The sequence below is a fragment of the Candidatus Binataceae bacterium genome (genome assembly GCA_035650475.1).
Classification (GTDB): domain Bacteria; phylum Desulfobacterota; class Binatia; order Binatales; family Binataceae; genus JAKAVN01.
Genome location: DASRHP010000014.1, coordinates 40,324 through 66,134 on the forward strand (window position 1 = coordinate 40,324; position 25,811 = coordinate 66,134).

Sequence of the window (25,811 nt, forward strand, 5' to 3'; positions counted from 1 at the left end):
TCACACAGGGCGGCGCATCGCGGCTATCTGCGCGCGCTCTCAGCGCTCGCGATGGTCGCGCGGCTGGTCGGGCGTCTTCGGATGCGCGTAGGGATGGTGGCGCTCGGGCGGTGGGACCGCCAGCTCCGCCATCCGGCGCAGGCTGTCGCGACAGATCGCGGCGAGCTTGTCCTCGGTCACATAATCGAACGGATCGTGCAGGCGACGCTCGATGTCGCCGCCGCGTTCGGGCTGATGTTCGACGTACCAGCGCACGGTGCGCGCGAGCGCCTCGGTAACCGACACGGGATCGCGATAGCCCAGTTCGCTCCTGATCTTGTGGAGGTCCATCAGTTGATGATGCGAGGTATGCTGCAGCGTGAGAGCGCGCGCGGCCGAACCCGCCGCGTCGGGCACTGCGATTATCTCCAGCTCGCGGCCCATCGCGCGCGCTATCACCTCGACGATCTGCGCGAGCGTGAGCTGCTGTTCGTCGCCGCAGTTGTAGATCTGCCCTGCGGACGCTTGCGGCCGCTCCACCGCCAGCATCACCGCGTGCGCGAGGTTCTCGGCGTAGCCATGCGTCATCAGGGTCAATCCACCGTCGGGTAGGAGGATGAAGCGGCGGCCGTCGAGGATGCGCCGGATGACACACCATTCGCGCGGCACGAGTTGGTAGGGGCCGTACACGTAGGGGTAGCGTAGGAGCGCGGCGTTGGGATGCGCGCGCAGCACCGCCCGCTCGGTTTCGGCGATGAGCCACGAGAAGCGCTGTTCCTGCTCGCTTTCAACCAGCGGACCGCTCTCGGCAGTTGGAACTTTCATCCCGACCGGGAACAGCGCCTCCGGATGGAAGTGGCCGCGATAGCAGGCGACGCCGCCGACCCCGATGAAGCGCCCCGTCTTGCCTTTCAAAGCCTCGGCGACGAAGCGCAGGCGCCCGTACGTAGCAACGACGAGGTCAAAAATCCGTCCCTTGAGTGCTGTGTCGAGCGTATCGCGAAAGTGAGGGTCGGCGTGGATGTGTTCGACCTGGGACGGAATCTCGGGCACCTCGTGGGTGCCGCGATGCAGGATCGTTACCGCGTACTTGCGCGCGAGCAGGGCCTTGACCAGAAATGGCCCCGTAGGGCCGGTGCCGCCGACTACCAGTGCTTTCATCTCGTTCCGTGCGCGCCGTGCCAATATGAATGTCGGCGTGTACCAGACGGCGTGCCGCGGCGCAAACGATCAGGCGAGCGAGCTCCGCAGCCGCTGTTCGTAAAAACGTGCGAGTCCTTCGAGCATCGCCGCCGCGTCGCCCGCGAATGATGGGCCATGCATGATCGCGAGCGTGCGCGGCCTAAGCCGCGCCAGCCGGCGCACGGTCGGCGCCGTGTTCGGCGTGAGGCTGGTAAACGGAAGCACCTTTTCCAGCTCCAGTGCGGGGCCCAGAACGTCGCCCTCGGTAAGCGCAGCACCTTCGCCGGCCTGGGTGAACAGGTCGGAGCAAAACAGGGTGCCGGTGGTCTCCTCGAAGAGCAGGCCCGCGTCCCAGCAATGCGGGAGATGCGGGGTGTCGAGGCGGCGCACCTTCTTCCCGCCCAAATCGAGCACCTCGCCGTCGCGAAGCTCGCGCGGCGGGCGGAGCGCGATGTCGTTGAGCCAGATGTTGCAGCCGACGCGGCCGTGAGCGGCGGTCGCATTCGACGCGGCGGCGAGCCACTCATTCATCGCGCCGCACTCGTCGGATTCGACGTGGCTGAAGGTGACCCAGCGCAGGCGCGATAGGTCGATGACGCGCGAGACCGCCGCCGAGACCAGGGGGAACATCCTGCGCGGGCCGCAATGGAAAAGCAGCGGCTCATCGGCGTCAACCAGAAACTGGTTGAAGGTCAAGCCGGCGGGCCCGGCGACGCCCGGGACAAAGGTCGAGAGCCGGTAGATTTTGTCCGCAATCTGATCGACCTTGGTTTCCATGACTGACCACCTCGCTCGGCAGTTTGGCGTGCTCCACTCGCCCAGAATGCCCTCGCTCGACGCAATCTTCCAACCACACCGATCGCCTGCAGGCAAATAGCGCTGGCCCGAACGGAGGAACAGCGGATGACAAAGTCGCAGCTCGTCGCCCCGATCCACCGCCCGCCGCTTGCGTGAATTGCCGCGCGCGCCTTCAGCCGTGCAGCATCACCAGGCCGTCGCGGATTGCGCGCCCGCCCTGCGCGGACAGCGCCTCAAAGAACACTGCTTCGCCGCCGTCCTGCCGTTCGCGCGCGAGTAGCCGCAGCGTTACCTGCGACGGCATGAAAACCATCGCGCCGAAGCGCCCGTACACCCGCGTCACCCGCTCCGGGTCGCCCTGCGCCTCGCTATCGACGATCCGCGAAACGCACATTGCAAGTGTCGCGACGCCCATCAGGATCGGCGCCGATAATCCCGAGCGCCGCGCTTCCGTGGTGTCGGTATGGAAATTGATCGAATGGCCGGGGCGTGCGCAGGCGGTGTAAACGATCGCGGCGGTAGCGGCGATTGGAATCGCCATCTCGGCCCGCGGCGCGCCCGGCCGCGTAGCCGGGGCGGGCACGCGGGGGATTTCGCCGACTGATCTGTCCGGCCCCATCATCTGGACTCCCCTGAAAATCCGCCCCCAATGAATCGTCGCGACCGCCGCGCCGTTGGTCTCCGCGATGTCGTAGCGGGTGACCACGTAGGTGCCCGGCCTGCGGCGCTCCATCGCGGCGAGCGTCGTGCTCACGACCAGCTTCGCGGGCGGCCGGATTGACCGGTAAAAGACCATGTCCTGGGTGGCATGCACGCGCCGAATCGATTCCTCCTCGGTCAGCCCGGCTTCGAAGAACACCCGATCCATCGGCGTCATCGCGCGCAGCGCCAGGCCCACCGGGAACACCGGGTGTGCGACAAGCGGGCCGCAGTTGAGCGAATCGAGATAGCGCGGGTTGGCATCGCCCAGCCCCGCCGCATACGCCATCGTCCAGAACCGGTCCACCTCGTATTCGAACGGTCCGAGCGTGGTTCCTACCAAGCGAGAATCACACGGCATCGCACTGCTCCTCGACGGCGGAATAATGGCATATTTGGCACTCCCGCGGGTCTGCTCGGAAATCTCGGCCCGCGGGTGCGAGCCATCGCATGCCGGACGACGTAAGCTTCGTCATCACTTCGATGCCCCCGTATGAGCGCTCGCGTGCGCAGCTCGAAATCTGCGAGCACAAGGGCATTGGCCACCCCGACAGCATCTGTGACGGCGCTGCCGAGGCGGTTTCGCGCGCGCTCAGCCAGGCCTACCTGCGCGCGGCCGGTGAAGTGCTGCATCACAACGTGGACAAGGCTCTGCTGGTCGGCGGGCAGAGCCGTCCGCGCTTCGGCGGCGGCGAGGTCAACACCCCGGTGCGGCTGATAATCGGCGGACGCGCGACGCCGGTCGCCGGCCTCGACCTGGAGCAACTCGTGCGCGGCGCTGCGCGCGAATATCTCGTGGCGGCGCTGCACTGCGATCCGGGTTTATTCGTCGTCGAACCGGCGACTCGGACTGGCAGCCCGAACCTGGTGCGGATTTTCGCGCGCGGCCCGTCGGCGCGGATCGCCAATGACACCAGCTTTGGCGCGGGCTACGCGCCGCTCTCGCACCTGGAACGCGCGGTCCTCAAGCTGGCGGAGATATTGCGCTCCCCATCGTTCCGCGCCGCATTTCCAGCCGCTGGCGACGACTTCAAGCTTATGGGAGTGCGTACCGGACGCAATGTCCGCTTCACGGTCGCGCTGGCGTTCATCGATCGCACCATCCGCAGCGCGTCCGAATATTTCGCGACCAAGTCGAAAGCCCGGCGCTATCTCACGGACGCAATCGACATCGACTGCGAGATTGACATCAATATGCTCGACGACCCACAGGCGACTGATGAAACCGGGCTCTACCTGACGGTAACGGGTCTTAGTGCGGAGAACGGCGACGACGGCGAGGTGGGCAGGGGCAATCGCGTCAACGGCCTGATCACACCGTACCGGCGGATGTCGCTCGAAGCCGCGGCGGGCAAGAACCCGGTCGCCCACATCGGCAAGCTCTACAACGTGTTGGCGGCGGAGATCGCCGCCGCCATCTGCGCCGAGGTGGAAGGCGTCACGGAGGCCTCGGTGCAGATCCTCTCGACCATCGGGCGTCCAGTGGCCGAGCCGCAACTTATCGCGATCGAGCTGGCAACTGCGCATGGCCTCAGCGCGCGCTTCCGCGGAAGCGCGGAGGGAGTCGCCAGAAGCTGCCTCGGGCGCATCGATCGACTCTCCGAGCGGTTGATCCGCGGCGAGCTGCGCGTGCTCTGACCTCTGCCAGCCGCAATATCAAAAATTCTGGCCATCGTCCTGAGTGCGAAGAAGAATGCCCGAACCTTGACGTGGCGGCGGCGCGTCGCGTCGAGCCGCGTCAACGGTGCAGCGCCGGCAGGACTTCGGTGGCGAAGCGCTCGAGCGAGCGCATCGCCTTGGCCGGCGCAAGGCCCGGCAATTGCATGGCGACGATTAGCTCGCTCATCTGGCCCGTGCCGACAATCGCGGCGAGCTGCGCGGTCACTTCCTTTGCGGTTCCGAGCACGCAGGTGCGCCGCACCTTCTCCGGCTCCGGCTTGATCCACGTCTGCCTGCCACCGGTCGCCTCCGACAGCCACTTGGCGTACAGCTCGGCCTGGTACAGAGCGGGGCGCTCGATATCGGCCCACGCCTGGTCGGCACTGTCGGCGATGTACACGGTACGGCTGTTCACGATGTCGTAGGCGGCGGGGTCCTTGCCACGCTTGCGCAAAGCTGCGCGGTAGAGCGCGGCCTCGCGCTGGCCAAGATTGCAGGCGAAGGAGAGATCGAGCTCGGCGCCGCGCTCTATCGCTTTGGGCGCCATTCCGCCCCACAGCAGTTGCGGATGCGGCCGGCTGAGCGGGCGCGGCAGCACGCGCACGTCGCGGAACTGGAAGTATTTGCCCGCGAAGCTGAAGCGTTCGCCGGTCCACGCGCGCTTGAGAATCTCGATCGTCTCCAGCGTACGCCCGAGCCGCTCGGCGCGCGGCACCTGGAACCCGCCGAATTCCTCCGCGCGGTAGCCGAGTCCGATTCCGAGCCGCAACCGCCCGCCCGAGATGACGTCGATCGCTGCGGTGTCCTCGGCCAGGCGCAGCGGGTGGTAAAACGGCGCGAGCAGCACATAGGTGCCGAGCGCGACGCGGATGGTGCGCGCAGCGAGCGCGCCCAGTGTCGGCATGAGCGCGGCGAGATAACCATCGTCGGTGAAGTGATGCTCGGTCAGCCAGATCGAATCGAATCCCGCGCGGTCGGCGAACTCGGCCTGACGGAACAGCTCGGAATAAAGCGTATGGAAGTCGAGATTTGCGCCCGGCGGATTGCGGAAGCCGAGCAGGTAGCCGAACTTGATCGCCTCTGCCATCGATCTCGCAGCCTCCGACGGGCCGCCCTGGCTCCCGCCCGTACTCGCCTCCAGTTGCGGGGCGCTAGCGCCCCGCGTACACCGTGCGCACGAGCGGATGGGTTTCGCCGCCGTCGATCGTGAGCACCGCGCCGGTGGTGAAGCTGGCGGCGGGGCTGGCGAAGTATAGCGCCGCGCCGACCACCTCCTCGGGCTCGCCCGCGCGCTGGAGCGGAAAGGTCTCGCGCGCGCGGCGCGTGAAATCCTCGGTTCGCGACCATCCCTTGCTGATATCGGTATGAAACGGGCCGCACATGATGCAGTTGACGCGCACCCTGGGGCCGTACTCCTTGGCCAGCGCGACGGTCAGGATATTCAGTCCGGCCTTGGCCGCGGCGTAAGGCGCGGTCTCCGGGCTCGGCGCAACCGACGCGGTGGACGAAATATTGATGATGGCACCGCCCTCGCCCGCCGCCATCCGCGAGCCGAAGAGCGCCGAGAGCCGAAACGGCCCCTTGAGATTTACCCCGATTATCTTGTCGAAGAGCTCCTCGCTGGTCTCGAGCGACGACGGCGCGAGCGGCGAGAGCCCGGCGTTGTTGATGAGCACGTCGGCGCGGCCCCATCGCGCATAAACCTCTTCGGCAAGGCGGTCGCAATCCGCCCATTTGCCGACGTGCGCCGCGTGCGCCGAGCCGTCGGAGCCAAGCGCGCGAATCTCCTTGACGGTGGCCTCGCACGCTTCGAGCTTGCGGCTGGCGATCGCCAATCTCGCGCCGGCGGCGGCGAAGCCCAGCGCCATCGCATGGCCCAGCCCGCGGCTGCCGCCGGTGATCACCACCACCTTGCCGCTGAAATCGTATTGCACGGCGCGCGTCGTCATTGCGCTGCCACCTCCAGCTCGATTCGCCCGGCGAACTTTCGAAGCGCCGCCTCGCGCAGCGCCGGGATGTGCCCTGTGGGGAACAACCCGTTCGTCCCGCGGTACTCGCGCAGCACCTGGCGCGCGAGCGTGATCTTGTGGACCTCGGTCGGCCCGTCGGCCAGACCCATCACGAAACTCTCCATCACCTGGTCCACGAAGGGCATCTCGGGCGTCACGCCGAGCGAGCCATGGATCTGGAGCGCGCGCACGGCGACGTCGTGGAACACCTTGGGCATCTGCGCTTTCACCGCCGCGATGTCCTTGCGGACCTTGAGATAGTCCTTGTACTTGTCGATGCGCCAGGCGGTGCGCAGAACGAGCAGGCGGAACTGCTCGATGTCGATCCACGAGTCCGCGATCTTCTCCTGCACCATCTGCTTGTCCGCGAGCAGCGAGCCCTGGGTGGTGCGGGACAGCGCGCGCTCGCACATCATGTCGAACGCCTTGCGCACCTGCCCGATAGTGCGCATCGCGTGATGAATACGGCCGCCGCCCAGGCGCGTCTGCGCGACCACGAAGCCGCCTCCGCGCCCGCCCAACAGATGGTCCTTGGGCACCTGCACGTCCTGATAGTTGACGTAGGCGTGGGTGCCCTCGTCCTCATGGCCAACGCCGAGGTTGCGCACGATATTCACGCCGGGCGCATCGGTTGGAACGATGAAGGTGGAGAGCCGCTTGTAGGGCGGCGCGTCGGGATCGGTGACCGCGAGCAGGATCAGGAACGAGGAGTAGCGCGCGTTGGAAGAAAACCACTTCTGTCCGTTGATTACCCAGTTATCGCCGCGCAGTTCGGCGCGGGTCGTAAAAACCTTGGGATCGGCGCCGCCCTGCGGCTCGGTCATCGAGAAGCACGACACGATCTCGTTGCGCAGCAGCGGCTCGAGGTACTGCTTCTTCTGTTCCGGCGTGCCGTACTTGGCGAGGATCTCGGCGTTGCCGGAGTCCGGCGCCTGGCATCCGAAAACCGTCGGCGCAAAGCGCGAGCGGCCGAGGATCTCGTTCATCAGCGCGAGCTTGAGCTGGCCGTAGCCCTGGCCGCCGAGCTCGGGTTCGAGATGGCAGGCCCAGAGCCTGCGCTTGCGGACCTCGGCCTGAAGCGGGCGCACCAGTGCATTGCGTTTTGGATCCCGCACATCGTAGGGCGAGCCGAGCACGTAGTCGAGCGGCTCGACTTCCTCCCGCACGAATTTCTCCATCCAGTCGAGTTCCTTCTGGAAGTCGGGTTCGGTTTCAAAATCCCAGCTCATGGCGATCTCCTCAAAGATTCGGCTATGTGGGTTGAATCAACGGCCTCAAAGCTGTCCGCAATGGGCTCCGGGAGTCTCTGCGCACGTCAGACACGCGCGCGGAAATGACAGCGCAGGGGGCCGCGGAACGGAAGCCTGTTCATTACCGAGTCCAGTACTCAATAGCTATGCGAGCGACTTCTTCACGGCGTCCTCGATCACGGTACCGCGGAAGAAATCGGGATTGGCCGCGGTCCAGAAGCTGACCGGATTGTCGAATACCAACTCGCGGAAGGCTTGCTCGTCGATGAGGCCGTGCTCGACCAGCTCGTATGCCTCCTCGGCCGCCCGCGCCATCTCGGGAACGTCCCAGTGGCTCAGGTCCGAGCCGTAGAGCGGATGCAGCCGGGAGCCGGGCGGCGCGGTGCGCCGGTCGAAGGCGAGCGCGGTCAGCGGATCGTCGCCCTCGCATCCGAAGTAGAACTGCCTGCTGAAGATCGCGCTTATCTCCTCGGCGCTTTCTATTCCGCTCGGCTCCCATTCGTCGAGCAGCGCGGGGTCCTCGCCGCGCGTCATGGCACGGGCGTAGGCGTTCAAAAGCTCGCCCGCGCGATCCGACAGCCCGGGGCCACCGTAGCGGCGGCACAGATCCGCGAGGCTCTCGCGATCGATGTGCGCGGGATTGTAGTTCTGGACCGCGCCCCAGTTGCGCTTGTGCCAGTGCGAGATCAGGTCGCAGTGCAGGTTGTGCGCCCAGGCGACTCCGCCCTCCATGAAGGCGAAGCGCATCTGCGCAAAGCGCTTCGGCACGCCGCCCATCACAAGTCCGCGGCAGACCGCGTCCGCGCTCGCCGCGAAGTTGCCGAGATGGTTGTGCACGTAATTCGACGGCGTCGCTCGGCTGCCCCATCCGTAGCCCACCGAATGGAAGGTCGGCGACACTCTGAGTTCGGCGCACTTCGCCCACACCGGGTCGTAGTCGTATTCGCTGTCGAGGCCGTAGGTGTCGAGCCAGTAGGTGTAACGGGCGGCCTCGGGCGAGATGCGCTCAGCGGCCTTGACCGGCCGGCGCACGTAGCTCGCCATCATGATCGCGCGCATCCCGAGCCGGCCGACGGCGAACTCCAACTCCTCGATCGCCTCGCGCGGCGTGTGCATCGCGATAATCGCGACCGGCAACAGGCGGTCGGCGAACTCGGCGTACATTTCGGCGCGCATCCTGTTGAGCGCACGCACCGCGGCGCGCCGGACCTCCTCGTCGCCGATCTGCACCGCCATCAGCCCGACGCTCGGATAGATGATCGAGACGTCGAGTCCCATCTCGTTCATCCGCTCGTGGAAAAGCCTCGGGAAAAGGGCGGTGGCGAGGTCGCGGGTGTTGCGCGCAGGGCTCGCCCACCACGTCGGGCGCATCGCGCGCCGTTCATGGCGCTCCTCGCGCGTCAGCGTGCGCCAGCCGGCGCCGAGAAAGCCGTCGAAGCTCGCCTTGCCGAAGCGCTCGACCGCCGACGGGCCGGCCTCCGCGCGCAGATAGTCGAAGAACAGCGGCCCGGCCTCGTACTGATGGCCGTCGGAGTCAATTATCGGATGGCTCAGCCGCGCGCGCAGCGCGGCCGAGGGCGAGACGGGCTTGGCGGACATGATTTTGCTCCGGCCCAAGGTTTTAGCCCACCCGCGCGGCCCGCGCCAACCCCGGGCGCGGGCGTTACACGCGCGGCGAGGCAAAAGAAAAGCCGCCGGCCCAGGGCGCCGGCGGCTCGAGGCGGTCAAGCCGCGAAGCGATCAGTTCGCCGCCGCCGTCTTCTTGGTCCCGTGGTTGCCGGCCTGCGCGAGCTCCTCGTCGATGATCTGCTGAAACTGCGGCAGCGGCTGCGCGCCCACCAGCTGGCGACCGTCGATGAAGAAGGTCGGGGTGCCGCTGACATTGAGCTTGCGCCCTTCGGCGAGGTCTTTCTTGATCGCCTCTTCGTATTTGCCCTTGTCTAGACAGCCGTCGAACTTCGCGGTGTCGAGCCCGAGCTTCTTGGCGGTAGCTTTGAGGTCGGCGGGCGCGAGCTTGGACTGATCGGCGAACAGCGCGTCATGGTACTGCCAGAACTTGTTCTGCTCGCCCGCGCAACGCGCCGCGTTGGCCGCCGCCATCGCGTGATCGTGGAAGCTCAGCGGGAAATCCATGAACACGATCTCGACCTTGTCGCCGTATTTTTCCCGCACCTGCTTGACCGTGTCCTCGGCGCGCTTGCAGAAGGGGCACTGGAAGTCGCCGAACTCGATCAGCTTGACCGGCGCGTCCTTGGGGCCGAGCGTGGGATGGCCGGTGCTGGAGACCTCGACCCGCGGCGGCTGGAGCAAAACCTTGACCCCGTACTGCTGGCGCAGGCGCTCCAGCAGCGCCTCGCGCTGCTGCTGGGCGTCGCGCTGGCGCAAGGCCGCGATCAGGCGATCCTTGACCTTGTCGTAGGGGGTCGCCTTAAGCGCCGCGATCCTGTCCTTGTTCTGGTCGTAGAACTTTTTGGCCGAGGCGTCGTTCACATCGGCCGCGACCTTGTCGTCGATTTCGCGCTTGAGGAAATCGGCGACGCTGAGGTGGTCCTTGCGGGCCGCCTGTTGGAGCACGTAGTCATCGACGATATCATCAAGCGCGCCCTTGCGGGCGTCGTAAAGCTGGACCTTTATCTTGGCGTCCACCTCCTGCTGGGTAATCTTGTGGCTGCCGACGGTTGCGAGCACCGGGCTCACGTCCGCCGCCGCGGCCGCGGACGCGCCGATGAGGAAAGCCGCGGCGCCGGCCGCGATCGCCCCCGCCAGCAGGGAGCGGCCGTCGAGGCGCACCGCCAGCTTCCGAATCGCACTAAGTTCTTTACGCACTGATTTTTCGTCCTTACGGGCAGAATTGGGTTAAGGCCCTAAGCCGCATCAAGCCTATCATTACGGCAACCCCGCCGCGACCGGGGTTTGGCGCGCCGCCGCGCCCGTGGCATGTTCGCGCTCTAACGAGCTGCCGCGGCGGCGGATCGGGTTCCCAACCCGCTTAACCGAAGGCCGCCGCGGCTATATACAATGGAGCACTGGGGCGGTCACCTGGAAGCTTGGTCCGCGGCAAAGGAGGTCGAACCATGGCAAGCACGGTTTCGGCAGTCCTCCAGCAGAAGGGCAGCGAGGTCATAAGCGTAACCCCCGGCCAGAGCGTTACGTCGCTCGCCGGCCTGCTCACCGCGAGGCGTATCGGGGCCGCGCCCGTGGTTGACGAATCCGGTCGGCTGGTCGGTATCGTCTCCGAGCGCGACATCGTTCACGGCATCGCCGAGCACGGCGAGGCGGTGATGGCGATGCCGGTCGAGCGGCTGATGACGCGCGAGGTGAGAACCTGCGCGCCCCACGACGCGATCGTCGAGCTGATGGAAGTGATGACGATGCAGCGCATCCGCCACCTGCCGGTCATCCGCGACGGCAGGCTGGCCGGGATCGTCAGCATCGGCGACGTCGTCAAGCAGCGTCTGCACGAGGCGCAGTTCGAGCTCGAGTCGCTGCGCAATTACATCTGCTCGGCGTCGTAGCGCGTCGCCGCCAGCGGGAGCGGCGCGAATCCGAGGCGGCGCGCCTCAGCGCTCCGGCGCGCCGGCGAGGACCATCCGCTGGACACCCCAGGCCGCGCCGCTCAGGGCCAGCGTCAAAAGCGGCGCCCCCACCGCCATGACCAGCGCGAGCATGAAGGGCAGCCAATTCTCATCAGGCGAGTAATGCTGCATCGCGAGGCTGATGCCCCAGGCGTCGAGCAGGGCGGGGATCAACCACCAGGCCGCTTCGCCCACCAGCAGTGCGCCTGGGACCAGCCATCGGCGCCCGAGCGCAAGCGTAACCGCCTCCGCCACCAGCAACGTCGCCGCGACTGAGCCCAAGGCGGTCGCCGGCCACAACCTGAGCGGCGGCCAAACCATCGCGTCCATCATCGAACCCGAACTGAACTGGAGCATCGCGGCGGGAACGAGGACCAGCAACCAGGCCACGCCGATCGCGAAGGTTCGCGCGCCGCGGCGCACGAAGCCGGTTAACACCGTTAGCGCCGCCACGAGCAAGGCGACCGCAAACGCGATTCCGTACTGGCGGCGGCGATGGGCGAAGTAGGGCGCCCCGACCGTGGTCGAGACGTCGTGCGAGGCTTCGAGCGCAAGCGGCCCGTCGAGGCGGTCGGTGGCACCAAGGATTTGCCCTAACGCCACGCATCCGCCCTTGCCGCATCGGTTGACCGCCAGCGCGCACTGGATCGCGCCGCGCGCCGCGTCTTCGCGCATGTCCCTGCTGGCGGCGAACTGCGCGAGCGCGGCATTCGTGATACGTGCGCGGCGCAGGTAGAGCGCCTTCTGCAACCCGCTCTCCGGCGGCTCGACCGCAGGAACGGGCAGCGGCCGCATCGCAGCGGCGCGCGCGCCCGGCCACGGCGCGCCCATCGTCGCTGCAGGAGGCGGCGGCGATACAGCCAGTGCGACCAGCGCGCGCGGCGGCGGCTCCAAGGTGCGCACGATCTCCGACAATGCGCCGCTTGCTTCGGCGCTGCCGCTACGCTCGGCAATACGGGTCAGCGTCTCAGCCTTCTCGTCGTCCGTGGACTTTTCCGCGCGCAGCCAGCGTCCCAAGAAGCGGCCGATACTCGCGGCCTCGGTCTGGGCGCGGCTGGCGGCGAGGAAATCGTCCGCCGTATGCAACTGGCCGAAGCGATCGAGCGTCTGGTAGGCCTGCGCGCGCACGGCGCCGTCGGGGTCATTTTTGGCGGCGCGCCACAGCGCCGCAAAGTCGGGCGGCGTTTTGCAGTTGCGCAGAGCGACGGCGGCAGCCGCGCGCACCTTGGGCGCGGGGTCGGCGCCCAGGAGCCGATTGAGCGCCGGCGCATCGTCGCGCCATCCCAACAGATAGGTCAGCGACGCCCTCGTGGCGGGATAGTTCACGGCGGCGAGGCGCGCGGCGAACAACTGCGTCGCCTCCGCGTCATGGACCAGCGCGGGTGCGGCGAGCGCCGCCTCCACCGCGCTCGCCAACTCGAACGGCTCACGCACGGCAGCGGGTTTGGCGAGCGCGTCAAGCAGCGCTCCGAGCGCAGGTTTATCCGCGCACTGCCTGAGCAGCGCGAAGAACTGGTTTTCATTGACCGGTTCTGCCGAGCCGACGAACCGCGTCAGCATCGGCTGGAGTTGCGCGTTGCAGGCCACATCGGCCGCGCCGGCGCGCTTTGGCGCGAGCGCCGCGAGAGCAAGGGCGATTATCGATGCAAGTACAAACCGCAGCGCGAGCGCTGGGGCCGGTGGGCGCACGACGCAAGTATAGACATCGCCGGGCGCAAAAGCAGCCCACCAGGCGGCTCGCAGGCGCGCCGGGTGCGCGGCCGTTCTCATGTCCGCCGGCGATAGCGGGCTGGCCGAGCAGTGCGGCGAGCCGCGCCTGCTTCTGCTTCAGCCGCACTACCAGCACGCACGCCGATCACGTTCATCCTCGAGCGAGCGGGCACGGAAATTGAATCGAGCAAGCCACCGCGGCAGCGGCACAGGATCTTCCGTATGGCGCAGGAACCGGCGGAGGGCACGGTCAGTGGGATTGGCCGGCCGCGCGCCGGCGGCCCCGCAGCGCCGCGTCCGTCGTCGGCCTTCTACCGTCCCGACTTTTTCAATAAGGTTTTCCCCTGACGCGAGAGTGGCGGAACGGCAGACGCGCCGGACTTAGGATCCGGTGCCGCAAGGCATGGGGGTTCGAGTCCCCCCTCTCGCACCATCCGCCGCCGCGGCATTCACCTTGCCTAATCGAACGTTGACCACCGGGGCGGGCTGCGCGCGATGTGGATAAGCACGCTGCGCCAGGCGCGGCGCGTCGCCGCCGCCGTCATCGGCTTTACCCTGATCGCGGCCGGCGTCGTGATGCTGGTGACGCCGGGTCCGGGATGGCTCGCGATCTTCCTGGGCTTGAGCGTGCTCGGCGCAGAATTCGTTTGGGCGCGCCGCCTACTCAACCGGCTCAAGGAACAGGGAACCGAGCTGGGCAACAAGGTCCGCGGCCGAGCGGATTCCGCGGAGCGCCGCAAATCGCCTCCGCAGTGAGGAAATTGCCGCGCTCGACGCGCGTCGCGCCCGGCGCGCGGGTCAGGCGCGGCGCAACGCCACCTGGGGAGGCGGCGCGGCAAGCGGCGCCGGCGCGATCCCCTGGCTCAGGCACATCGCGTGCAATCGCCCGTGTTCGCGCGCGCACAGCTCGTCCCAGTTTCCCGACTCGGCCACCGCGCCGCCCTCGATGACGTAGATCAGACCCGCATAGCGCACGGCGGCGATGCGATGGGCGATCATCACGATCGTCGTCTCGCCGCGCAGCGCGTCGACGGTGGTAAGGATACGCTGCTCGGTATGCGCGTCGAGACTGTTGGTCGCCTCGTCAAGGATCAGCAGGCGCGGACGGCGCAGCAGCGCGCGCGCGAGCGCAAGCCGCTGGCGCTCGCCCTGCGAGATGGTCGCGCCGCGCTCGCCAATCGGGGTATCGAGCCCCTGCGGCAGGGCGTCAACGAAGGCGGCCGCCTCGGCTAGGGCGAGCGCCGCGCGCAACTCCGCCTCGCCCGCATCGGGCCGCGCCCACAACAGGTTGTCGCGCACGGTGCCGCGGAAGAGATGGGTGTCCTGGGCGACGTAGCCGACCTGCGCGCGCCACGCGCGGGCGCGCTCTTGGTCGAGCACCGCGCCGTCGATCGTCACTCGGCCGGCGGCAGGCACGAGCAGCCCGCACATCAGGTCGGCGATGGTGCTCTTGCCGGCGCCCGAGGTGCCGACCAACGCGACGAATTCGCCCGCCGGAACGACGAGATCGAGCTCACGTACGGCGGGCGGCTTGTCGGGCTGGTAGGAGAAAGAGACTCGCTCCAGGCGCAGCGCGCCTGCGAACTCGAGCGCCGCCGGCGGCGCGCCCGCCGGCTCGGCCTCGGCTGCGCATCGCGCGGTCAGCCCCATAACGTTTTCGAACGCGGGCATCGCCTGCACCAGCTCGCGGTACAGGTGATGGCAGAGCATCACGCTCGGGGTGACCCGCACAAACATCCCGAGCAGGAGGAGCACGGCGAACGGGGCAACCTCGAGCATGCGGAGCGCGACGTAAATCAAGACGGCGAGGATCGCCACCGAGCCGAGCTCGAACAGCGTGCCCACGGCCGTCCCTTGGCGCATGATCTCGACGCCGCTGCGCGCGACCTCAGCGCTGACGTTGGCGAAAGACTCGAAGTTGCGCTCCTGCGCGCTGTACATCCGCGCGGCCTTGAGGCCCTGGAGATGCTCGACGGCGGCGGCGTAGAGGTCGCGCGTGCGGCGGGAAAAATCGGCGCCCGCGTCATGGAGCAGCCGCGTGCGCCGACGCAACATCAGGACCAGCAGAATTCCGCAGCCGACCACCAGCGCCGTCGTCGGCGCCGAGACCACCAGCGCGACCGCCAGGTAGAGCGCAAGCAGGAGCAGCCGCGAGACCAGCCCCAACAGTTGCGAACCTGCGACTTCCGCCCGTTCGACCTCGGCGGTCAGCGCATGGGTGAGGTCGGCCGAATGCAGCCGCGAAACGAACAGCCATCGCGCGTTCGCGATCGCATGGTACAGCCGGCGGCGGAGCAACAGTCCGAAGCTCTGCTGGATCGAGTAGAAGGTGACGTTCTGCCATTGGCCTAGCACAGCGCGCGCTCCGACCAGCCCCGCAAACACAATCAGCAGAACGAGCAGGCTCGGATGCAGGCCGAGGGCCTGGATGGCCCCCGCAATCGTGCGTTCGTAGCGGCCAAGCGAACCTTGGGCGCCAAGGTCAAGCCCCGCGACCTGCAATAGCGGGAGCAGCAGCGCAAGGCCGACACCCTCAGTCAGCGACAGCAGAAGCATCAGGGCGAGCGCGCCGGCGAGCCGGAGGCGTCCGACTTCGAGCAGCGTCCTGATATAGGCAACGAGGGTCTTTGTCACGAGGGATTCACGCTGCCTGACGGCCGAATCGGCGTGGTCAGCGTCGCGGAACCCGGGCAGGGAGCTGGCTGCCGTCATTCCAGCAATTCAGCGTATTTAGTTTCTCTTAGATAATCAATGCATGCATAGCCGAGCCAAATCGAGTCATGCCTAAGCGCGACCTCCGCAGCAGCGCTCATCACGGCCTTCCGGTCGAGGCCATCGGACGGTAGCGGTCGAGGTCGAAATCGCCGATCAGCACCTTGCCGTCGGGAGCGACCAACCATGCATGGGCCGCCATGTTGCGGGCGCCGTCCCTGGCGACGCCGATTCGCAGGTCGCACGCATAACCCGCACGCAGCATCAGCGCCTCCGCCGCGAGCGCCTGCACAAGACAGTTGCCGCCGCCTGGAATCGCACGTCCGGCGGCCTCGACCGCCCAGATGATGCGCTCGGCAGGGGGCCGTAAACAGGCAATATTCGATGGCGCCGCGCGCAGGCGCCGTTGACTGCCGACAAGGGCGCCGCGGGCGGTTCGCAGCGGCATCAGCTTGACCATCACGCGGGCGGCGGCGACCGCCGTCGCCGCGCGCATCAATAGGCGGCGATCGGAGGAAGGGAGGCTAAGAAAGGTGGCGAGCCGGCGCCGCATCACGTGCTCGATGATCTCCGATCGCCGATCGCCCGGCAAGCCACGCGCTGCCGCCAAAACGGAATCGGACCAACCATGATGCCGCCGCGCATCAGCGTGCCCTGCGCTGCGTCACTGAATCCGCGCGCCAGAGCCCGCGCATGGCGGCGCTGCTCCCTTTCAGAGCAATCCGCAATGGACGCAGCAGGTAGTACAACGGTGCCAGGGCGCGCGGCAGGCGTGCGAGTTCGCGATCGTCGGCGCCCGGGGTAAGCGCGCGGGCGGCGAGGTAGCGGATTCGCGCGCGAGGCTGTTCAATCATCCGCAGCGGAATCGACCATCGCTGATAAAGCCGTGGCCCGCGCGCATCCGGATCGGCCGCATGCGCGATGAAGGTGCGCGCGGCGCGAATTACCGCGGGTTCGCTGCGCGCCTCCACAAGCGCTTCCTCGGGCACCTCAGCTTCGAGCAGGTCGTGAACGAGCACGACTCCCAGCAAAAGCATCCGGCGCGCCCCGACGCGCGCGGCGCGCTCGCGCAGCGGCTGCCAATCAACGGGCGCGGCGCGCATCAACTGCGCGACGTCGCATACGCCGCTTAGCGTTTCCCATCCGTGCCGGGCACCGTGCGCGCAGAGGTAGAGCAGATGATCGTCGGGGGCAAGCGTGCGCACGCCGCCGCCTTCCAATTCGACCGTTATCGCGCGCTGCCAAAGCTCGTCGCCGCCCAATGCCAGCGGAAAATATGGCTCGGCGAGCCGCCAATGGAGATCGATCGCCGCAAACGATCCCGGCTTCGCGAGCGAGGTTTCAAAGACGCCACTTCGCCCGATTTCCCCGACTCCGTATCCAGCAGGCGCGACGTAGCCGTCGGCGGTCAGGAGCCTGACCGCCTCGGCCGCCTGGTCCTCGCGCACCAGAAGGTCCAAATCGATAAACTGCCGGAGATTGGAGCTGCCATAAGCATGGACGGCCAGTGCGGGCCCCTTGAACGCGAGCGCCCGGATGCCGGCCGTCGCCATCAGCGCGTTGACGCGGACCAGCTCGCGCGCCAACGACGCGTTGCGCAGGGCATTGGCCTGGAACTGCCGGCGCATCGGCTGAATCGCCTCAGCCGCCGCTACCCCGTCGAGCGTCTGGCTCAGGCTCTTGTACACGAGCGGCAGGATCGCGTGGCGCGAGGCAAACGCCGCAAGCGCGAGCCAGTCGATTGCCCCGCCGCCAAGGAGCTCCCGCGCTCGGGCCGCGCGATGTCCCGTCACGGCCAGCGCCGCACAACAGAGCGCTAGCTCCGCCTCGCGCCCGGGGCCAATCGCATGGGATGACCGACGAGCCTGAACTTCGCTCGGCGCATCCAAGCTGCGCGTCCTTGCGGTCAGTTCCGTGTCGTTCGCGACAGCAGGCACATCGCGCCTCTTTGCCCATTGTGCCTGAAACTCTGCTCCAAAGCTTGCGCTGACGGATCAGGAGCGCCGATTCGGCGATGCGAAACGGGATTCAGGCATCTAGACAGCGAAAGCATAAGTCGGCACACTCAGCCGTTAGATGCCGAGTCTAGCGAAGGACCGGAAGGAGAGCTCGAAGGGGGACCGAGAAGTCGGAAGTCGAGAATTTGGCGTTCAGTTTAGCTCAAAACCGTCAATTTGACTAAACGTGTTCTATACGATATTAAGATAACGGATACTCCTCGTCACCTCTAAGTGCTCGGCGCAACCGCGGGAGGAGTCAGGAGCTCGGAGGCCGATTAACACCGGCTTAGACGCAGTGAGCACAGGCAACCACACTATCCGCGCGCGGTTATCTGCCGACGTGATGAGCGAGCGCTTCGGCGACGAGATCGTATTGCTCAACCTTAAGACCAACCGCTTTTTTTCGCTCAATCGCACCGGCGCCAGACTCTGGGAACTGCTGGCGGCGGGGGAGCGGCTCGAGGCAATCGAAGAGCAGCTCTGCCGAGAATTCGAAGTTGACCGGGCGCAAGTCACGGTGGAGGTCGAGCGGATGGTGGCCTCGCTCAACAAAGAGCAGCTATTGGAGCTGGAGGAAGGCTGACGCCGATGGCAGTAAGGGCAGCCGCGCTCCGACCGGAGTTGAAAGAGCATGGGTGGCCGCGATGGGTCGCGGCGCTCAGCCGCGGCATCGCCAGCGAGGTTCCGGGCCATCGGCGGATGGCCTTGGGTCCCGCGCGCGCCGAACGACGGCTCAACCTGTTTTGCCAGCTCGGAGAACCCGAACCGCTGGTCGCGGCCACGGGCAGCTGCGCCGTTGTGCTGGAAGGCTTCCTTTACAACGGGGCCGACCTCGCTGGCGAACTCGGCACCGACGAGGCCGACGATGCCGAGACTATACTGCGGGCATATGAACGCTGGGGCGAAGACCTGCTTAACAGGCTACGCGGGATCTTCGCCCTCGTGGTCTGGGATGCGAGTCGCGACCTGCTGTTGTGCGCGCGCGACGCGATGGGCAATCATCCGTTGTTCTTCTCCAGCGGCGCAGGCGACCTGATCGTTTCGACCTCGCTCGAAGCCGTGGTGCGCCATCCGTCTGTCTCCCGGGCGATTAATCGAGCTGCGGTCACCAGCTATTTCCTGGATTTCTTCCCCAAGCTCGGGGAGACCTTTTACGCCGAGGCGGAAAGGGTTCCGCCTGGACACGCCCTCGCAGTGAGCCGCGGAGAGCGGCGGGTTTATCGTTATTGGAATCCGCAAGCGCCAAAGCTCGGCTCAGGCTGGGTGACCGAAGACGAGGTCGAGCGGTTCAACGAGCTATTGTCGCGTGCGGTCGAGCGGTCTTTGGAGTTCGGCCCGTTGGGAATTTATCTCAGCGGCGGACTTGATTCCGTCAGTATCGCCGCCGTCGCCACCGACCTCAGCCGCGAGCGCGGGGTTCCGGCGCCGCGTGCTCTTTCGCTGATTTTTTCGACCCCTGAAGCGAATGAAGAGCGGGTGCAAAAGGCGGTGGGAGAACGGCTCGGCCTGGAGCATGACCTCGTGCCTTTCAGCGTCGCGGTCGGATCGCGGGGGATTTTGGGACCGGCCGTCGAGATGAGCGCGCACTCACCTCATCCGCTGCAGAACTACCTGCTGAGCGCGTACAACTATCTCGCGAGTCTGGGCCAACAGAACGGATGCCGGGCGATCCTGACTGGCACCGGTGGCGACGAGTGGCTGGGCGTCTCGCCCTTTCTGGCCGCTGATCTGATCGGCTCATTGGATGTTGTCGGGCTTTACCGTTTGTGGAATCAAACCCGTCGTTCGTTCAGGGTTGGACAGTGCGCCTATGCATTCCGCCTGCTGTGGAGCTTCGGGCTGCGCACCCTGCTGCGCGACACGACGCTGCGGACGCTCGAGCGGCGCAGTCCGTCAACTTTCGCTCGGATCAAGCGGAATCGGTTACGCAGGTTATTGCAGCCTTGGCAAAGGGTCGATGCGGAACTGTGGAGCAGCGTCAGCTCGCGCGTCGAGGCGGTGGAAACCGATCGGATCAGGGGGCTCGCCGAATGCGGAACCTATTTTGCGGAGGTGCACCGCGCGCTCGACCATCCGCTGGTCTCGTGGGAGATGGAAGAGTTGTTCGAAAACGGCAAGCGCTTGGGCCTGAGGTTTCTGCACCCCTATTTTGACCGCGACCTGGTCGAGCTGCTCTACCGCACGCCCCCCGCGCTGCTCAACCGTGGCGGACTGACCAAGGGTCTGGTGCGCCAGACGGTAGCCAAGCGGTTTCCTGGCCTTGGTTTCGACCAGCAAAAGAAGGTGCAGCTCACAAAGTTTTTTCCGTCGGTGATACGCGCCGAGGGGGCCGAGGTATGGAAGAGATTAGGTGGCGCAAAGGCCCTCATCGCCCTAGGGCTCGCCGAGCCGCAGCAGGTTGACTCTTGGGTGAGTACCGTGTTCCAGTCCGACCATCATCCAAAGGCCTTTCGGGTGTGGCAAATGATGAGTATGGAGTCGTGGCTAAGGGCGCGATTGTAGCGGCGGATTTCGGATTTTGATCCAGATGGGTAAGGAGCTACTTATGGCAAAGGGTCAAGGCAGAGGGTCGGGAGCCACACAGGCCGAGGCTGAGAAACAGCCTTGGCAGAAGATGGAACTGACCTACGTCGGCGATGCGGCCGAGCTGATCCAGGGTGGTGGAGGCAAGCTCAGTATTCAGGCTGATGATACCGGAGATGCTCCCCGCAAGCCGAAGGGGCTGGGCTAAGGCTGCCTGAGGGCTTTCATGCCCCCCGGACCAGCGTTTATCGCGCGGCGAGTGGAGTTTGCAATCGCCGCAGCGACGCCTGTCCGCGCACGCCCGCCCGACAGCGCCGCCGTCGAGGTCTGGCGCGACGTGCGCGGAATCGCGTGCGCCTTCAGCTACACCGCCGGCGGCTACGCCTGGATGGAGATGCCGGGCGCGGCCACGTTCCGCTTCGATGCGCGCCGCCTGAGCGTGACCGCGTATCCGGAACCGGGCGTCCAGTGCGGGCTCGTCGAAGCGGCCTATCGCCACGCCGCGCTGCCGGTGGCGCTGCATTACTTCGGAGCCGAAGTTCTGCACGCAAGCGCGATCCGCGCGTCCACCGGCGTGGTCGTGTTCTGCGCGGTTTCCGAAACCGGCAAATCAACGATGGCGGCGGCCTTCGGCGCGCGCGGCTATCCGCTATGGGCCGACGACGCGGTCGCGATCGAGGCCGAGGATGGCGCGCCGAACAAAACGATCAGGCTGCCGTTCGACCTGCGGTTGCGCGCGGCCTCGGCGGCTCATCTGGGTCGCGCGCCGGCGCGCGCCGGCGCCGCGCATGAGTTCGCCACCAGCCCGCTGGCGGCGCTGTGCGTTCTGGAACGCGCGGAGCCGGTGCGAGGCGACGTGAGCGTCGAGCGGCTTTCCGCGGGCCGCGCGCTCGCCGCGTTGCTCCCGCATGCCTTCTCTTTCAGCCTTAAGGACGAGGCGCGCAAGCGCCTCACGCTGCGCCGCTACCTTCATCTGGCCGCGCGCACACCCGTCTTCCGCGTCGCGTTCGCGGCGGGATTCGAGCGGCTGCCCGCGGTGCTCGACGCAATCGAGCAAACCGTCGCCGGCTTCGCGCCCGACGAATCCGCGCGCGAAGCCGCCGCCCTCTGAGATTCCGGACCAATACAAGGGGACCTGCCCGCCGTTCGGCGAGCGCTAGCGCAGCCGCGGGCGGACTTCGCGCTCGAAGCGCTCGAAGAAACCGTCGAAACCGGTGCGCTCGAGCGCGATCGGCGTCACCAGCACTTCACCGACTCCCAGTTCGGCGAACTCGCTGAGATAGGCGGCGAGTTCGGCGGGCGGCGCAAGGATTCCGCGCAGGTAGCCGCCCGTTTCGGTCCATCGCTCGGCGAAGCCGACATAGACGCGATGGCTCAGGGCGAAGCCGTCGAGCGAGCGGCCGCGGGCGGCGGCGAAATCGCGAAGCCACTTCAGCCGCTCGGCCAGCTCTGGCGCGCGCATCCGCGTCCCGTGCCACCCGTCGCCCAGCTCGACCGCGCGCCTTAGCGCGCGCCGGCTGAGCCCACCGACCCAGAGCGGGATCCGCCCCGCGGCCGGCGCCGGCGCGCAGCGCATCGCGTCGAAGTTGAAGAACTCGCCATGGAACGAGGAAAGGTCGCTGGCCCACATCGTGCGCATCAGGCGGATCGCTTCGTCGCAGAACGCGCCGCGCCGCTCGTACGGCGCGCCCAGCGCGCGGAACTCCTCGACCATCCATCCGCCGCCCACTCCGACCACGAGCCGCCCGCCGCACAGACGGTCGAGCGTCGCGAGCTCCTTGGCGAGAACGATCGGATTGCGATAGGGCAGCACCAGCACGCTGGTGGCGAGCCGGATTCGGCTCGTCACCGCCGCGGCGTAAGCGAGGTCGCAATCGGCTCCAGCAGCGTGCCGACCTGAACCGTCGGATGCTGCGCGGGAGTCAGGACGTGGTCGCTGACCCACAGCGAGGCATAGCCGGCTTCCTCGGCGCGGCGCGCGACGCGCGCTAGCAGCCGCGGATCGTCCTGAAACTGCGGCAGATGCAGCCCGATTTCCACCGCGCTCCCCGCCGCCCCCGTCGGTCAGCTCGAGGCACCGGCGGCGGCGCGCTGCACCTCGGCGCCCGCCGGGCGCTCGTACTTGCAGATGAAGCGCGGGCGGCGCCAGGCGATGAAGCAGGGCAGGATGAGCACGCCGGCAATCATGTTGGTCGCCATCAGGAAGATCAGCAGCACGCTCATCTCGTTATGGAACAGCAGCGGCGAGAACGCCCACGGCAAGATGCCGCCGATCATCACCGCGAACGTGCTGAACACCGCCGAGCCGGTGGTCCTCAGCGCCGTCGTGATCGCCTCCTCCAGCCGCCGCCCGCCGATCACCTCGTCGCGGATGCGCGCCACGGTGTAGATGCCGTAGTCCACGCCGAGCCCGATGCCGAGCGAGATCACCGGGATGGTGTCGATGGTGAGCCCGATGCCGCGCGCGCCCATGTAAACGAAGGCGCCGAAGTTCGCCATCACGCACGACACGATAAAGAGCGCGCCGGCCACCACTGAGCGGAATGAAATGACGCAAAACACGTAGATCGCGGCGAGCACGAACGTGATGTTGATCAGGTCGAGCCTGTAGAGCACGTCGTTGGCCGCCGCGTAAAGCCCCGCTTCACCGCCGAGGTAGCGCACGGCGACGCCTTTGAGCTGCGGATCGGTCCTGACGCGCAGGTTGACGAAATCCTGGATCTCGCTGCGCAGCGTGTTGAGCCGGTCGTAGGTATGGTCGGGCAGCAGCACGCGGATGCAGGTGCTGGTGACATGCGGGTTGTGGGCGAAAAAGCGCTCCATCTCGCCCGGCGCCGTGCCCGCGAAGAACATCCACCAGATGTTGCCGTTGAGCGCCGAGATCCGCGGCTGCGCGTAGTATTTCGGCTGGCCATTATGCAGCAGGCGATTCATCCCCTTGACCACCGTGTTGGAAAAGGAAACCACCGCCGCCACCTGCCCGTGCGCCTGGAGATAGGCGGCAAGATCGTCCTCCATCCGCAGCACCGGCGAGCCCAGCGACGACTGCGGCGAGGGCCAGTCTGGGGTTTCGAGCACGATCCAGCCCTCGTCCAGCGGGACGTACCTGCCGATCTCGGCCATATCGCGGTTGACCTTGGAGTCGGGACGGTAGAGCGGCGTGCCCGAGCTCGTATAACCGATCTTGGCGCGCTGGCCCGAGGCCACGCCCCATACGATAAAGGCGGCGCCGGCGACCAGAATCGTCGTACGCAGCGCGCCCGGCGTCACCGGCACCTGCACCAACCAATCGATGAAGCTGCCCATCCGCGAGCCGCCGGCGCCCAGCGCGCGCTCGGCCCAGCTGCGCGGCTTGATCCGCGGGCGCGGCAGATAGCTCATGAAAATCGGCTGGAAGACGAACACCATGGTCAGGCTGCCTGCGAGCCATACCGCGCCGGCAAAGCCGATCTCTTTGAGCACCGGGATACCGCCGAGCGAGATGAAGATGATCCCCGCGATGTCGGCGATGATCGACAGGAAGCCCGGCGGCAGCATCACGTTGGTGGTCGCCGCGCACGCCGCGTACTTGTCGTCGAGCGCGTCGAGCTCGTCGTAGTAGCGCCCCTGCCATTGGATGCCGTGGCTCAAGTCGCGCGCGGTCAGGATGAACGGGATAACCATCATGATGGGGTCGAAGTTGTAGCCCATCAGGCCGACGTACCCGAGCCCCCACAGCGCCGAAAACGAGCCGGTCAGGATCGGCGCCCACCAGCTCGAGCGCTGGCCCAGGCTGAGATACAGGATGGCCAGCATCAGGGCGATCGAAGCGAGGAAGATCACCGCGATCACGTCGAAGTAGTAGTAGCCCCAGCCGACGATCACTGGCACGCCGGCGATGTAGATGTCGGTGTTAGGGTCGGAGAAGCGGTGGACCAGGCCCTGGATCTGGTTGAACAGCGCGCCGTAGTCTATCCGATCGGCGTTGAACGCGGCGGTCACCAGCGCGCCTTTGTCGTCGGGCGTCACCAGCCCCATCACGCGGTCGCGATGGGCGTGGACCAAGTGGCGCAGTTCGTCGAGCTCGTGCTGATTGGCGGGCAGCCTCGGGTACATGAAACACTGCGACACCAGTCCACCCGGCACCGCTTCGGTGTAGGCGACGCGGTAAGAGGCAAGCGAAAAGACCTCGTTATGGTCGACCGCTTGCAGCGTGTTCACCGCATTCTGAAGGTCGAGTATTTTCTGGAGGGTTTTGAAGTTGAAGACGTCGCCGTGGCGCACACGGATCATCATCACCAAGGTCTGCGCGCCGCCGTAGCGCATCTGGTACTTCTCATAGAGCTGGACGTTGGGATGGTCGGCGGGAAACAGGTTCTCGAATTTGGTCGCCGCCCTGACATGCGCCGCGTTCCACGCCATAAAGGCGGTGATCGCGAGCAGCAGCAGCCCGATCGAACGGCGATAGCGCAGAACGAAATCGCCGATCCCCCAATTACCGGAACCAAGCGAACCCATCGCTTCTAAAGATCGCCCCTTGTTATTCCCGCGCGTCCCCGGGCGCGGGTTTGCGGAACGTGACGCCTAGCATTTGCCGCAAGCCCGCCGCAACCGCCCGCCGCCGACACCACGCCTGGCGGTGCGGGAAAATCGCTCACACTGCCCCCGCGCGCTCGATCGTCGGCGCCAGCTCGCCGACCACCGCGACGCCATCGCGCGAGGCCATCTCTGCCGCCAGCATTATCACCCGGCTCACGCCGGCGGCCGCGTAGCGCTCCAGCGCGTCGGCCCCGGGCGCCTGCTGGCCGGGCACACCGAGCAGCACGGAAAACTCAAGCCGCTCCGGGTCGCGCCCGTACTCCCGCGCCATCCGCTTGATCTGCGGGATACACTCGGCCGCCTTCTCGGGGCTGAGCCCGCCCGGCATCCATCCGTCAGCCCATCGCGCGACCCGCCTGAGCGCGGGCCCGGGATCGTGCGCGCCGAGCAGGATCGGCGGATACGGCCGCTGTACGGGCTTGGGATAGAGCCTGACCGGTGGAAAGCGGATGATCTCGCCTTCGTAGCTCGCCTCCGGCTTGCTCCACAGCTCGCGCATCGCCTCGACCGACTCGCGTAGATGGCGCCAGCGGCGTTTGAAATCGACGCCCATCACCGCCGCCTCCTCGGGAAACCATCCGGCGCCCACGCCGAGGCTGATTCGGCCGCTCGCGTAGAGATCGAGCGTCGCGACCACCTTGGCAGTTTCGATCGGATTGCGTTCGGGGAGCAGGCAGATGCTGGTGCCGAGCCGGATGCGCGATGTCGCCTGTGCGGCAACCGCCAGGGCGACGAAGGGGTCGACAAGATGGGCATAGAACTCAGGCACCTTGCCGTCGGTCGAGCGCGGATAGTAGGTCATATAGTGGGCCGGAATGACCAGATGCTCGGCGACCCAGAATGACTCGAAGCCGGCGCGCTCGGCGGCGGCAGCGATTGCCCCGGGATTGCCGGAGTGTTCGGTGAGAAAGGCCGCGAGTCCAACTTTCATGGTCACCCTCCTGCTGCGGGATGGATGCGCGCGCCAGGCGCGATTGTAGCACCGTTGTGGGCAAGTCGATCATCCACAGGGCAGCCGCCCGACCCGAACGGGACCGCCGCCAAAACGGTGCGTAACTGCCCGATCCTGCGAGCAATTTGGCCTTGGCCAGCTTGCGTTAGGTTCCGGCAGCGTTTAACCTGACCGCAGCCCGGACA

23 protein-coding genes and 1 tRNA gene are annotated in these 25,811 nt (G+C 66.8%); 8 read left to right on the forward strand and 16 right to left on the reverse strand.

Annotation, left to right across the window (positions count from 1 at the left end):
* Nucleotides 1-39: 39 nt before the first annotated feature.
* From VFB33_17215 to VFB33_17225, 3 genes are all read right to left on the reverse strand, one after another.
* Nucleotides 40-1,140 carry an NAD-dependent epimerase/dehydratase family protein gene (locus VFB33_17215; protein HZO83437.1) on the reverse strand — a complete coding sequence of 367 codons (1,101 nt, stop codon included), beginning with the start codon at nucleotides 1,138-1,140 and terminating at the stop codon, nucleotides 40-42.
* Nucleotides 1,141-1,209: 69 nt separating this feature from the next.
* Nucleotides 1,210-1,938 (reverse strand): hypothetical protein, encoded by a 729-nt coding sequence (locus VFB33_17220; protein ID HZO83438.1) that lies wholly within the window; start codon nucleotides 1,936-1,938, stop codon nucleotides 1,210-1,212.
* Nucleotides 1,939-2,131: 193 nt separating this feature from the next.
* Complete coding sequence (locus VFB33_17225) at nucleotides 2,132-3,019, reverse strand: MaoC family dehydratase N-terminal domain-containing protein (GenBank protein ID HZO83439.1); 888 nt, start codon at nucleotides 3,017-3,019, stop codon at nucleotides 2,132-2,134.
* 89 nt (nucleotides 3,020-3,108) lie between these two features.
* On the opposite strand from VFB33_17225, the gene VFB33_17230 reads away from it, so the two are divergent.
* The gene (locus VFB33_17230) at nucleotides 3,109-4,296 is read left to right on the forward strand and encodes a methionine adenosyltransferase (protein ID HZO83440.1); all 1,188 of its coding nucleotides are present in this window, start codon (nucleotides 3,109-3,111) and stop codon (nucleotides 4,294-4,296) included.
* 100 nt (nucleotides 4,297-4,396) lie between these two features.
* Here VFB33_17230 and VFB33_17235 read toward each other — a convergent pair whose 3' ends face one another.
* The 5 genes from VFB33_17235 to VFB33_17255 form a co-directional block, all read right to left on the reverse strand.
* The gene (locus VFB33_17235; protein ID HZO83441.1) at nucleotides 4,397-5,404 is read right to left on the reverse strand and encodes an LLM class flavin-dependent oxidoreductase; all 1,008 of its coding nucleotides are present in this window, start codon (nucleotides 5,402-5,404) and stop codon (nucleotides 4,397-4,399) included.
* 64 nt (nucleotides 5,405-5,468) lie between these two features.
* The gene (locus VFB33_17240; protein ID HZO83442.1) at nucleotides 5,469-6,266 is read right to left on the reverse strand and encodes an SDR family oxidoreductase; all 798 of its coding nucleotides are present in this window, start codon (nucleotides 6,264-6,266) and stop codon (nucleotides 5,469-5,471) included.
* Nucleotides 6,263-7,555 (reverse strand): acyl-CoA dehydrogenase family protein, encoded by a 1,293-nt coding sequence (locus VFB33_17245; protein ID HZO83443.1) that lies wholly within the window; start codon nucleotides 7,553-7,555, stop codon nucleotides 6,263-6,265. Before VFB33_17245 ends, VFB33_17240 begins: the two co-directional genes overlap by 4 nt.
* Before the next feature lie 165 nt (nucleotides 7,556-7,720).
* Nucleotides 7,721-9,175, reverse strand: a complete 1,455-nt coding sequence (locus VFB33_17250) for an amidohydrolase family protein (GenBank protein HZO83444.1) — start codon at nucleotides 9,173-9,175, stop codon at nucleotides 7,721-7,723.
* A 141-nt stretch (nucleotides 9,176-9,316) separates the two neighbouring features.
* Complete coding sequence (locus VFB33_17255) at nucleotides 9,317-10,402, reverse strand: thioredoxin domain-containing protein (protein ID HZO83445.1); 1,086 nt, start codon at nucleotides 10,400-10,402, stop codon at nucleotides 9,317-9,319.
* A 248-nt stretch (nucleotides 10,403-10,650) separates the two neighbouring features.
* Between VFB33_17255 and VFB33_17260 the strand changes: the two genes are divergently transcribed.
* Nucleotides 10,651-11,091, forward strand: coding sequence for a CBS domain-containing protein (locus tag VFB33_17260; GenBank protein HZO83446.1), 441 nt, complete (start codon nucleotides 10,651-10,653; stop codon nucleotides 11,089-11,091).
* Nucleotides 11,092-11,136: 45 nt separating this feature from the next.
* Here VFB33_17260 and VFB33_17265 read toward each other — a convergent pair whose 3' ends face one another.
* Complete coding sequence (locus VFB33_17265) at nucleotides 11,137-12,711, reverse strand: HEAT repeat domain-containing protein (GenBank protein HZO83447.1); 1,575 nt, start codon at nucleotides 12,709-12,711, stop codon at nucleotides 11,137-11,139.
* Between the two features lie 372 nt (nucleotides 12,712-13,083).
* On the opposite strand from VFB33_17265, the gene VFB33_17270 reads away from it, so the two are divergent.
* The 3 genes from VFB33_17270 to VFB33_17280 all read left to right on the forward strand — a co-directional run bounded on the left by VFB33_17270 (nucleotide 13,084) and on the right by VFB33_17280 (nucleotide 13,617).
* Nucleotides 13,084-13,209 carry a hypothetical protein gene (locus VFB33_17270; GenBank protein ID HZO83448.1) on the forward strand — a complete coding sequence of 42 codons (126 nt, stop codon included), beginning with the start codon at nucleotides 13,084-13,086 and terminating at the stop codon, nucleotides 13,207-13,209.
* 1 nt (nucleotide 13,210) lies between these two features.
* Nucleotides 13,211-13,294: transfer RNA gene (locus tag VFB33_17275), tRNA-Leu, on the forward strand.
* A gap of 62 nt (nucleotides 13,295-13,356) precedes the next feature.
* Complete coding sequence (locus VFB33_17280; protein ID HZO83449.1) at nucleotides 13,357-13,617, forward strand: PGPGW domain-containing protein; 261 nt, start codon at nucleotides 13,357-13,359, stop codon at nucleotides 13,615-13,617.
* Nucleotides 13,618-13,659: 42 nt separating this feature from the next.
* Here VFB33_17280 and VFB33_17285 read toward each other — a convergent pair whose 3' ends face one another.
* The 3 genes from VFB33_17285 to VFB33_17295 form a co-directional block, all read right to left on the reverse strand.
* Nucleotides 13,660-15,495 carry an ABC transporter ATP-binding protein gene (locus tag VFB33_17285; GenBank protein ID HZO83450.1) on the reverse strand — a complete coding sequence of 612 codons (1,836 nt, stop codon included), beginning with the start codon at nucleotides 15,493-15,495 and terminating at the stop codon, nucleotides 13,660-13,662.
* Nucleotides 15,496-15,673: 178 nt separating this feature from the next.
* Nucleotides 15,674-16,183, reverse strand: coding sequence for a lasso peptide biosynthesis B2 protein (locus tag VFB33_17290; GenBank protein HZO83451.1), 510 nt, complete (start codon nucleotides 16,181-16,183; stop codon nucleotides 15,674-15,676).
* Nucleotides 16,184-16,217: 34 nt separating this feature from the next.
* Nucleotides 16,218-17,366: a nucleotidyltransferase family protein gene (locus VFB33_17295; GenBank protein ID HZO83452.1), complete on the reverse strand. Its 1,149-nt coding sequence runs from the start codon at nucleotides 17,364-17,366 to the stop codon at nucleotides 16,218-16,220.
* A 502-nt stretch (nucleotides 17,367-17,868) separates the two neighbouring features.
* Between VFB33_17295 and VFB33_17300 the strand changes: the two genes are divergently transcribed.
* The 3 genes from VFB33_17300 (at nucleotide 17,869) to VFB33_17310 (ending at nucleotide 21,207) form a co-directional block, all read left to right on the forward strand.
* Nucleotides 17,869-18,156: a PqqD family protein gene (locus VFB33_17300; protein HZO83453.1), complete on the forward strand. Its 288-nt coding sequence runs from the start codon at nucleotides 17,869-17,871 to the stop codon at nucleotides 18,154-18,156.
* Between the two features lie 116 nt (nucleotides 18,157-18,272).
* The gene (locus tag VFB33_17305) at nucleotides 18,273-20,075 is read left to right on the forward strand and encodes an asparagine synthase-related protein (GenBank protein ID HZO83454.1); all 1,803 of its coding nucleotides are present in this window, start codon (nucleotides 18,273-18,275) and stop codon (nucleotides 20,073-20,075) included.
* Nucleotides 20,076-20,322: 247 nt separating this feature from the next.
* Nucleotides 20,323-21,207 carry a hypothetical protein gene (locus tag VFB33_17310; GenBank protein HZO83455.1) on the forward strand — a complete coding sequence of 295 codons (885 nt, stop codon included), beginning with the start codon at nucleotides 20,323-20,325 and terminating at the stop codon, nucleotides 21,205-21,207.
* A gap of 45 nt (nucleotides 21,208-21,252) precedes the next feature.
* Here the strand turns inward: VFB33_17310 and VFB33_17315 are convergent, their stop codons facing one another.
* The 4 genes from VFB33_17315 to VFB33_17330 form a co-directional block, all read right to left on the reverse strand.
* A complete protein-coding gene (locus tag VFB33_17315) occupies nucleotides 21,253-21,945 on the reverse strand; it encodes a TIGR03619 family F420-dependent LLM class oxidoreductase (protein ID HZO83456.1) in 693 nt (230 codons plus the stop codon).
* Complete coding sequence (locus VFB33_17320) at nucleotides 21,942-22,136, reverse strand: hypothetical protein (GenBank protein HZO83457.1); 195 nt, start codon at nucleotides 22,134-22,136, stop codon at nucleotides 21,942-21,944. Before VFB33_17320 ends, VFB33_17315 begins: the two co-directional genes overlap by 4 nt.
* Nucleotides 22,137-22,160: 24 nt before the next feature.
* On the reverse strand, nucleotides 22,161-24,593 hold the full coding sequence (locus tag VFB33_17325) for an MMPL family transporter (protein HZO83458.1): 2,433 nt from the start codon (nucleotides 24,591-24,593) through the stop codon (nucleotides 22,161-22,163).
* A gap of 136 nt (nucleotides 24,594-24,729) precedes the next feature.
* Nucleotides 24,730-25,605, reverse strand: a complete 876-nt coding sequence (locus tag VFB33_17330; protein HZO83459.1) for an LLM class F420-dependent oxidoreductase — start codon at nucleotides 25,603-25,605, stop codon at nucleotides 24,730-24,732.
* Nucleotides 25,606-25,811: the final 206 nt, after the last annotated feature.

What these genes read in the sequence shown, in the direction of transcription:
- VFB33_17215 (HZO83437.1), bottom strand. Translation starts at nt 1,140, where the DNA reads ATGAAAGCACTGGTAGTCGGCGGCACCGGCCCTACGGGGCCATTTCTG.
- VFB33_17220 (HZO83438.1), bottom strand. Translation starts at nt 1,938, where the DNA reads ATGGAAACCAAGGTCGATCAGATTGCGGACAAAATCTACCGGCTCTCG.
- VFB33_17225 (HZO83439.1), bottom strand. Translation starts at nt 3,019, where the DNA reads ATGCCGTGTGATTCTCGCTTGGTAGGAACCACGCTCGGACCGTTCGAA.
- VFB33_17230 (HZO83440.1), top strand. Translation starts at nt 3,109, where the DNA reads ATGCCGGACGACGTAAGCTTCGTCATCACTTCGATGCCCCCGTATGAG.
- VFB33_17235 (HZO83441.1), bottom strand. Translation starts at nt 5,404, where the DNA reads ATGGCAGAGGCGATCAAGTTCGGCTACCTGCTCGGCTTCCGCAATCCG.
- VFB33_17240 (HZO83442.1), bottom strand. Translation starts at nt 6,266, where the DNA reads ATGACGACGCGCGCCGTGCAATACGATTTCAGCGGCAAGGTGGTGGTG.
- VFB33_17245 (HZO83443.1), bottom strand. Translation starts at nt 7,555, where the DNA reads ATGAGCTGGGATTTTGAAACCGAACCCGACTTCCAGAAGGAACTCGAC.
- VFB33_17250 (HZO83444.1), bottom strand. Translation starts at nt 9,175, where the DNA reads ATGTCCGCCAAGCCCGTCTCGCCCTCGGCCGCGCTGCGCGCGCGGCTG.
- VFB33_17260 (HZO83446.1), top strand. Translation starts at nt 10,651, where the DNA reads ATGGCAAGCACGGTTTCGGCAGTCCTCCAGCAGAAGGGCAGCGAGGTC.
- VFB33_17265 (HZO83447.1), bottom strand. Translation starts at nt 12,711, where the DNA reads ATGCTGACGCGGTTCGTCGGCTCGGCAGAACCGGTCAATGAAAACCAG.
- VFB33_17270 (HZO83448.1), top strand. Translation starts at nt 13,084, where the DNA reads ATGGCGCAGGAACCGGCGGAGGGCACGGTCAGTGGGATTGGCCGGCCG.
- VFB33_17280 (HZO83449.1), top strand. Translation starts at nt 13,357, where the DNA reads ATGTGGATAAGCACGCTGCGCCAGGCGCGGCGCGTCGCCGCCGCCGTC.
- VFB33_17305 (HZO83454.1), top strand. Translation starts at nt 18,273, where the DNA reads ATGGCCTTGGGTCCCGCGCGCGCCGAACGACGGCTCAACCTGTTTTGC.
- VFB33_17310 (HZO83455.1), top strand. Translation starts at nt 20,323, where the DNA reads ATGCCCCCCGGACCAGCGTTTATCGCGCGGCGAGTGGAGTTTGCAATC.
- VFB33_17325 (HZO83458.1), bottom strand. Translation starts at nt 24,593, where the DNA reads ATGGGTTCGCTTGGTTCCGGTAATTGGGGGATCGGCGATTTCGTTCTG.
- VFB33_17330 (HZO83459.1), bottom strand. Translation starts at nt 25,605, where the DNA reads ATGAAAGTTGGACTCGCGGCCTTTCTCACCGAACACTCCGGCAATCCC.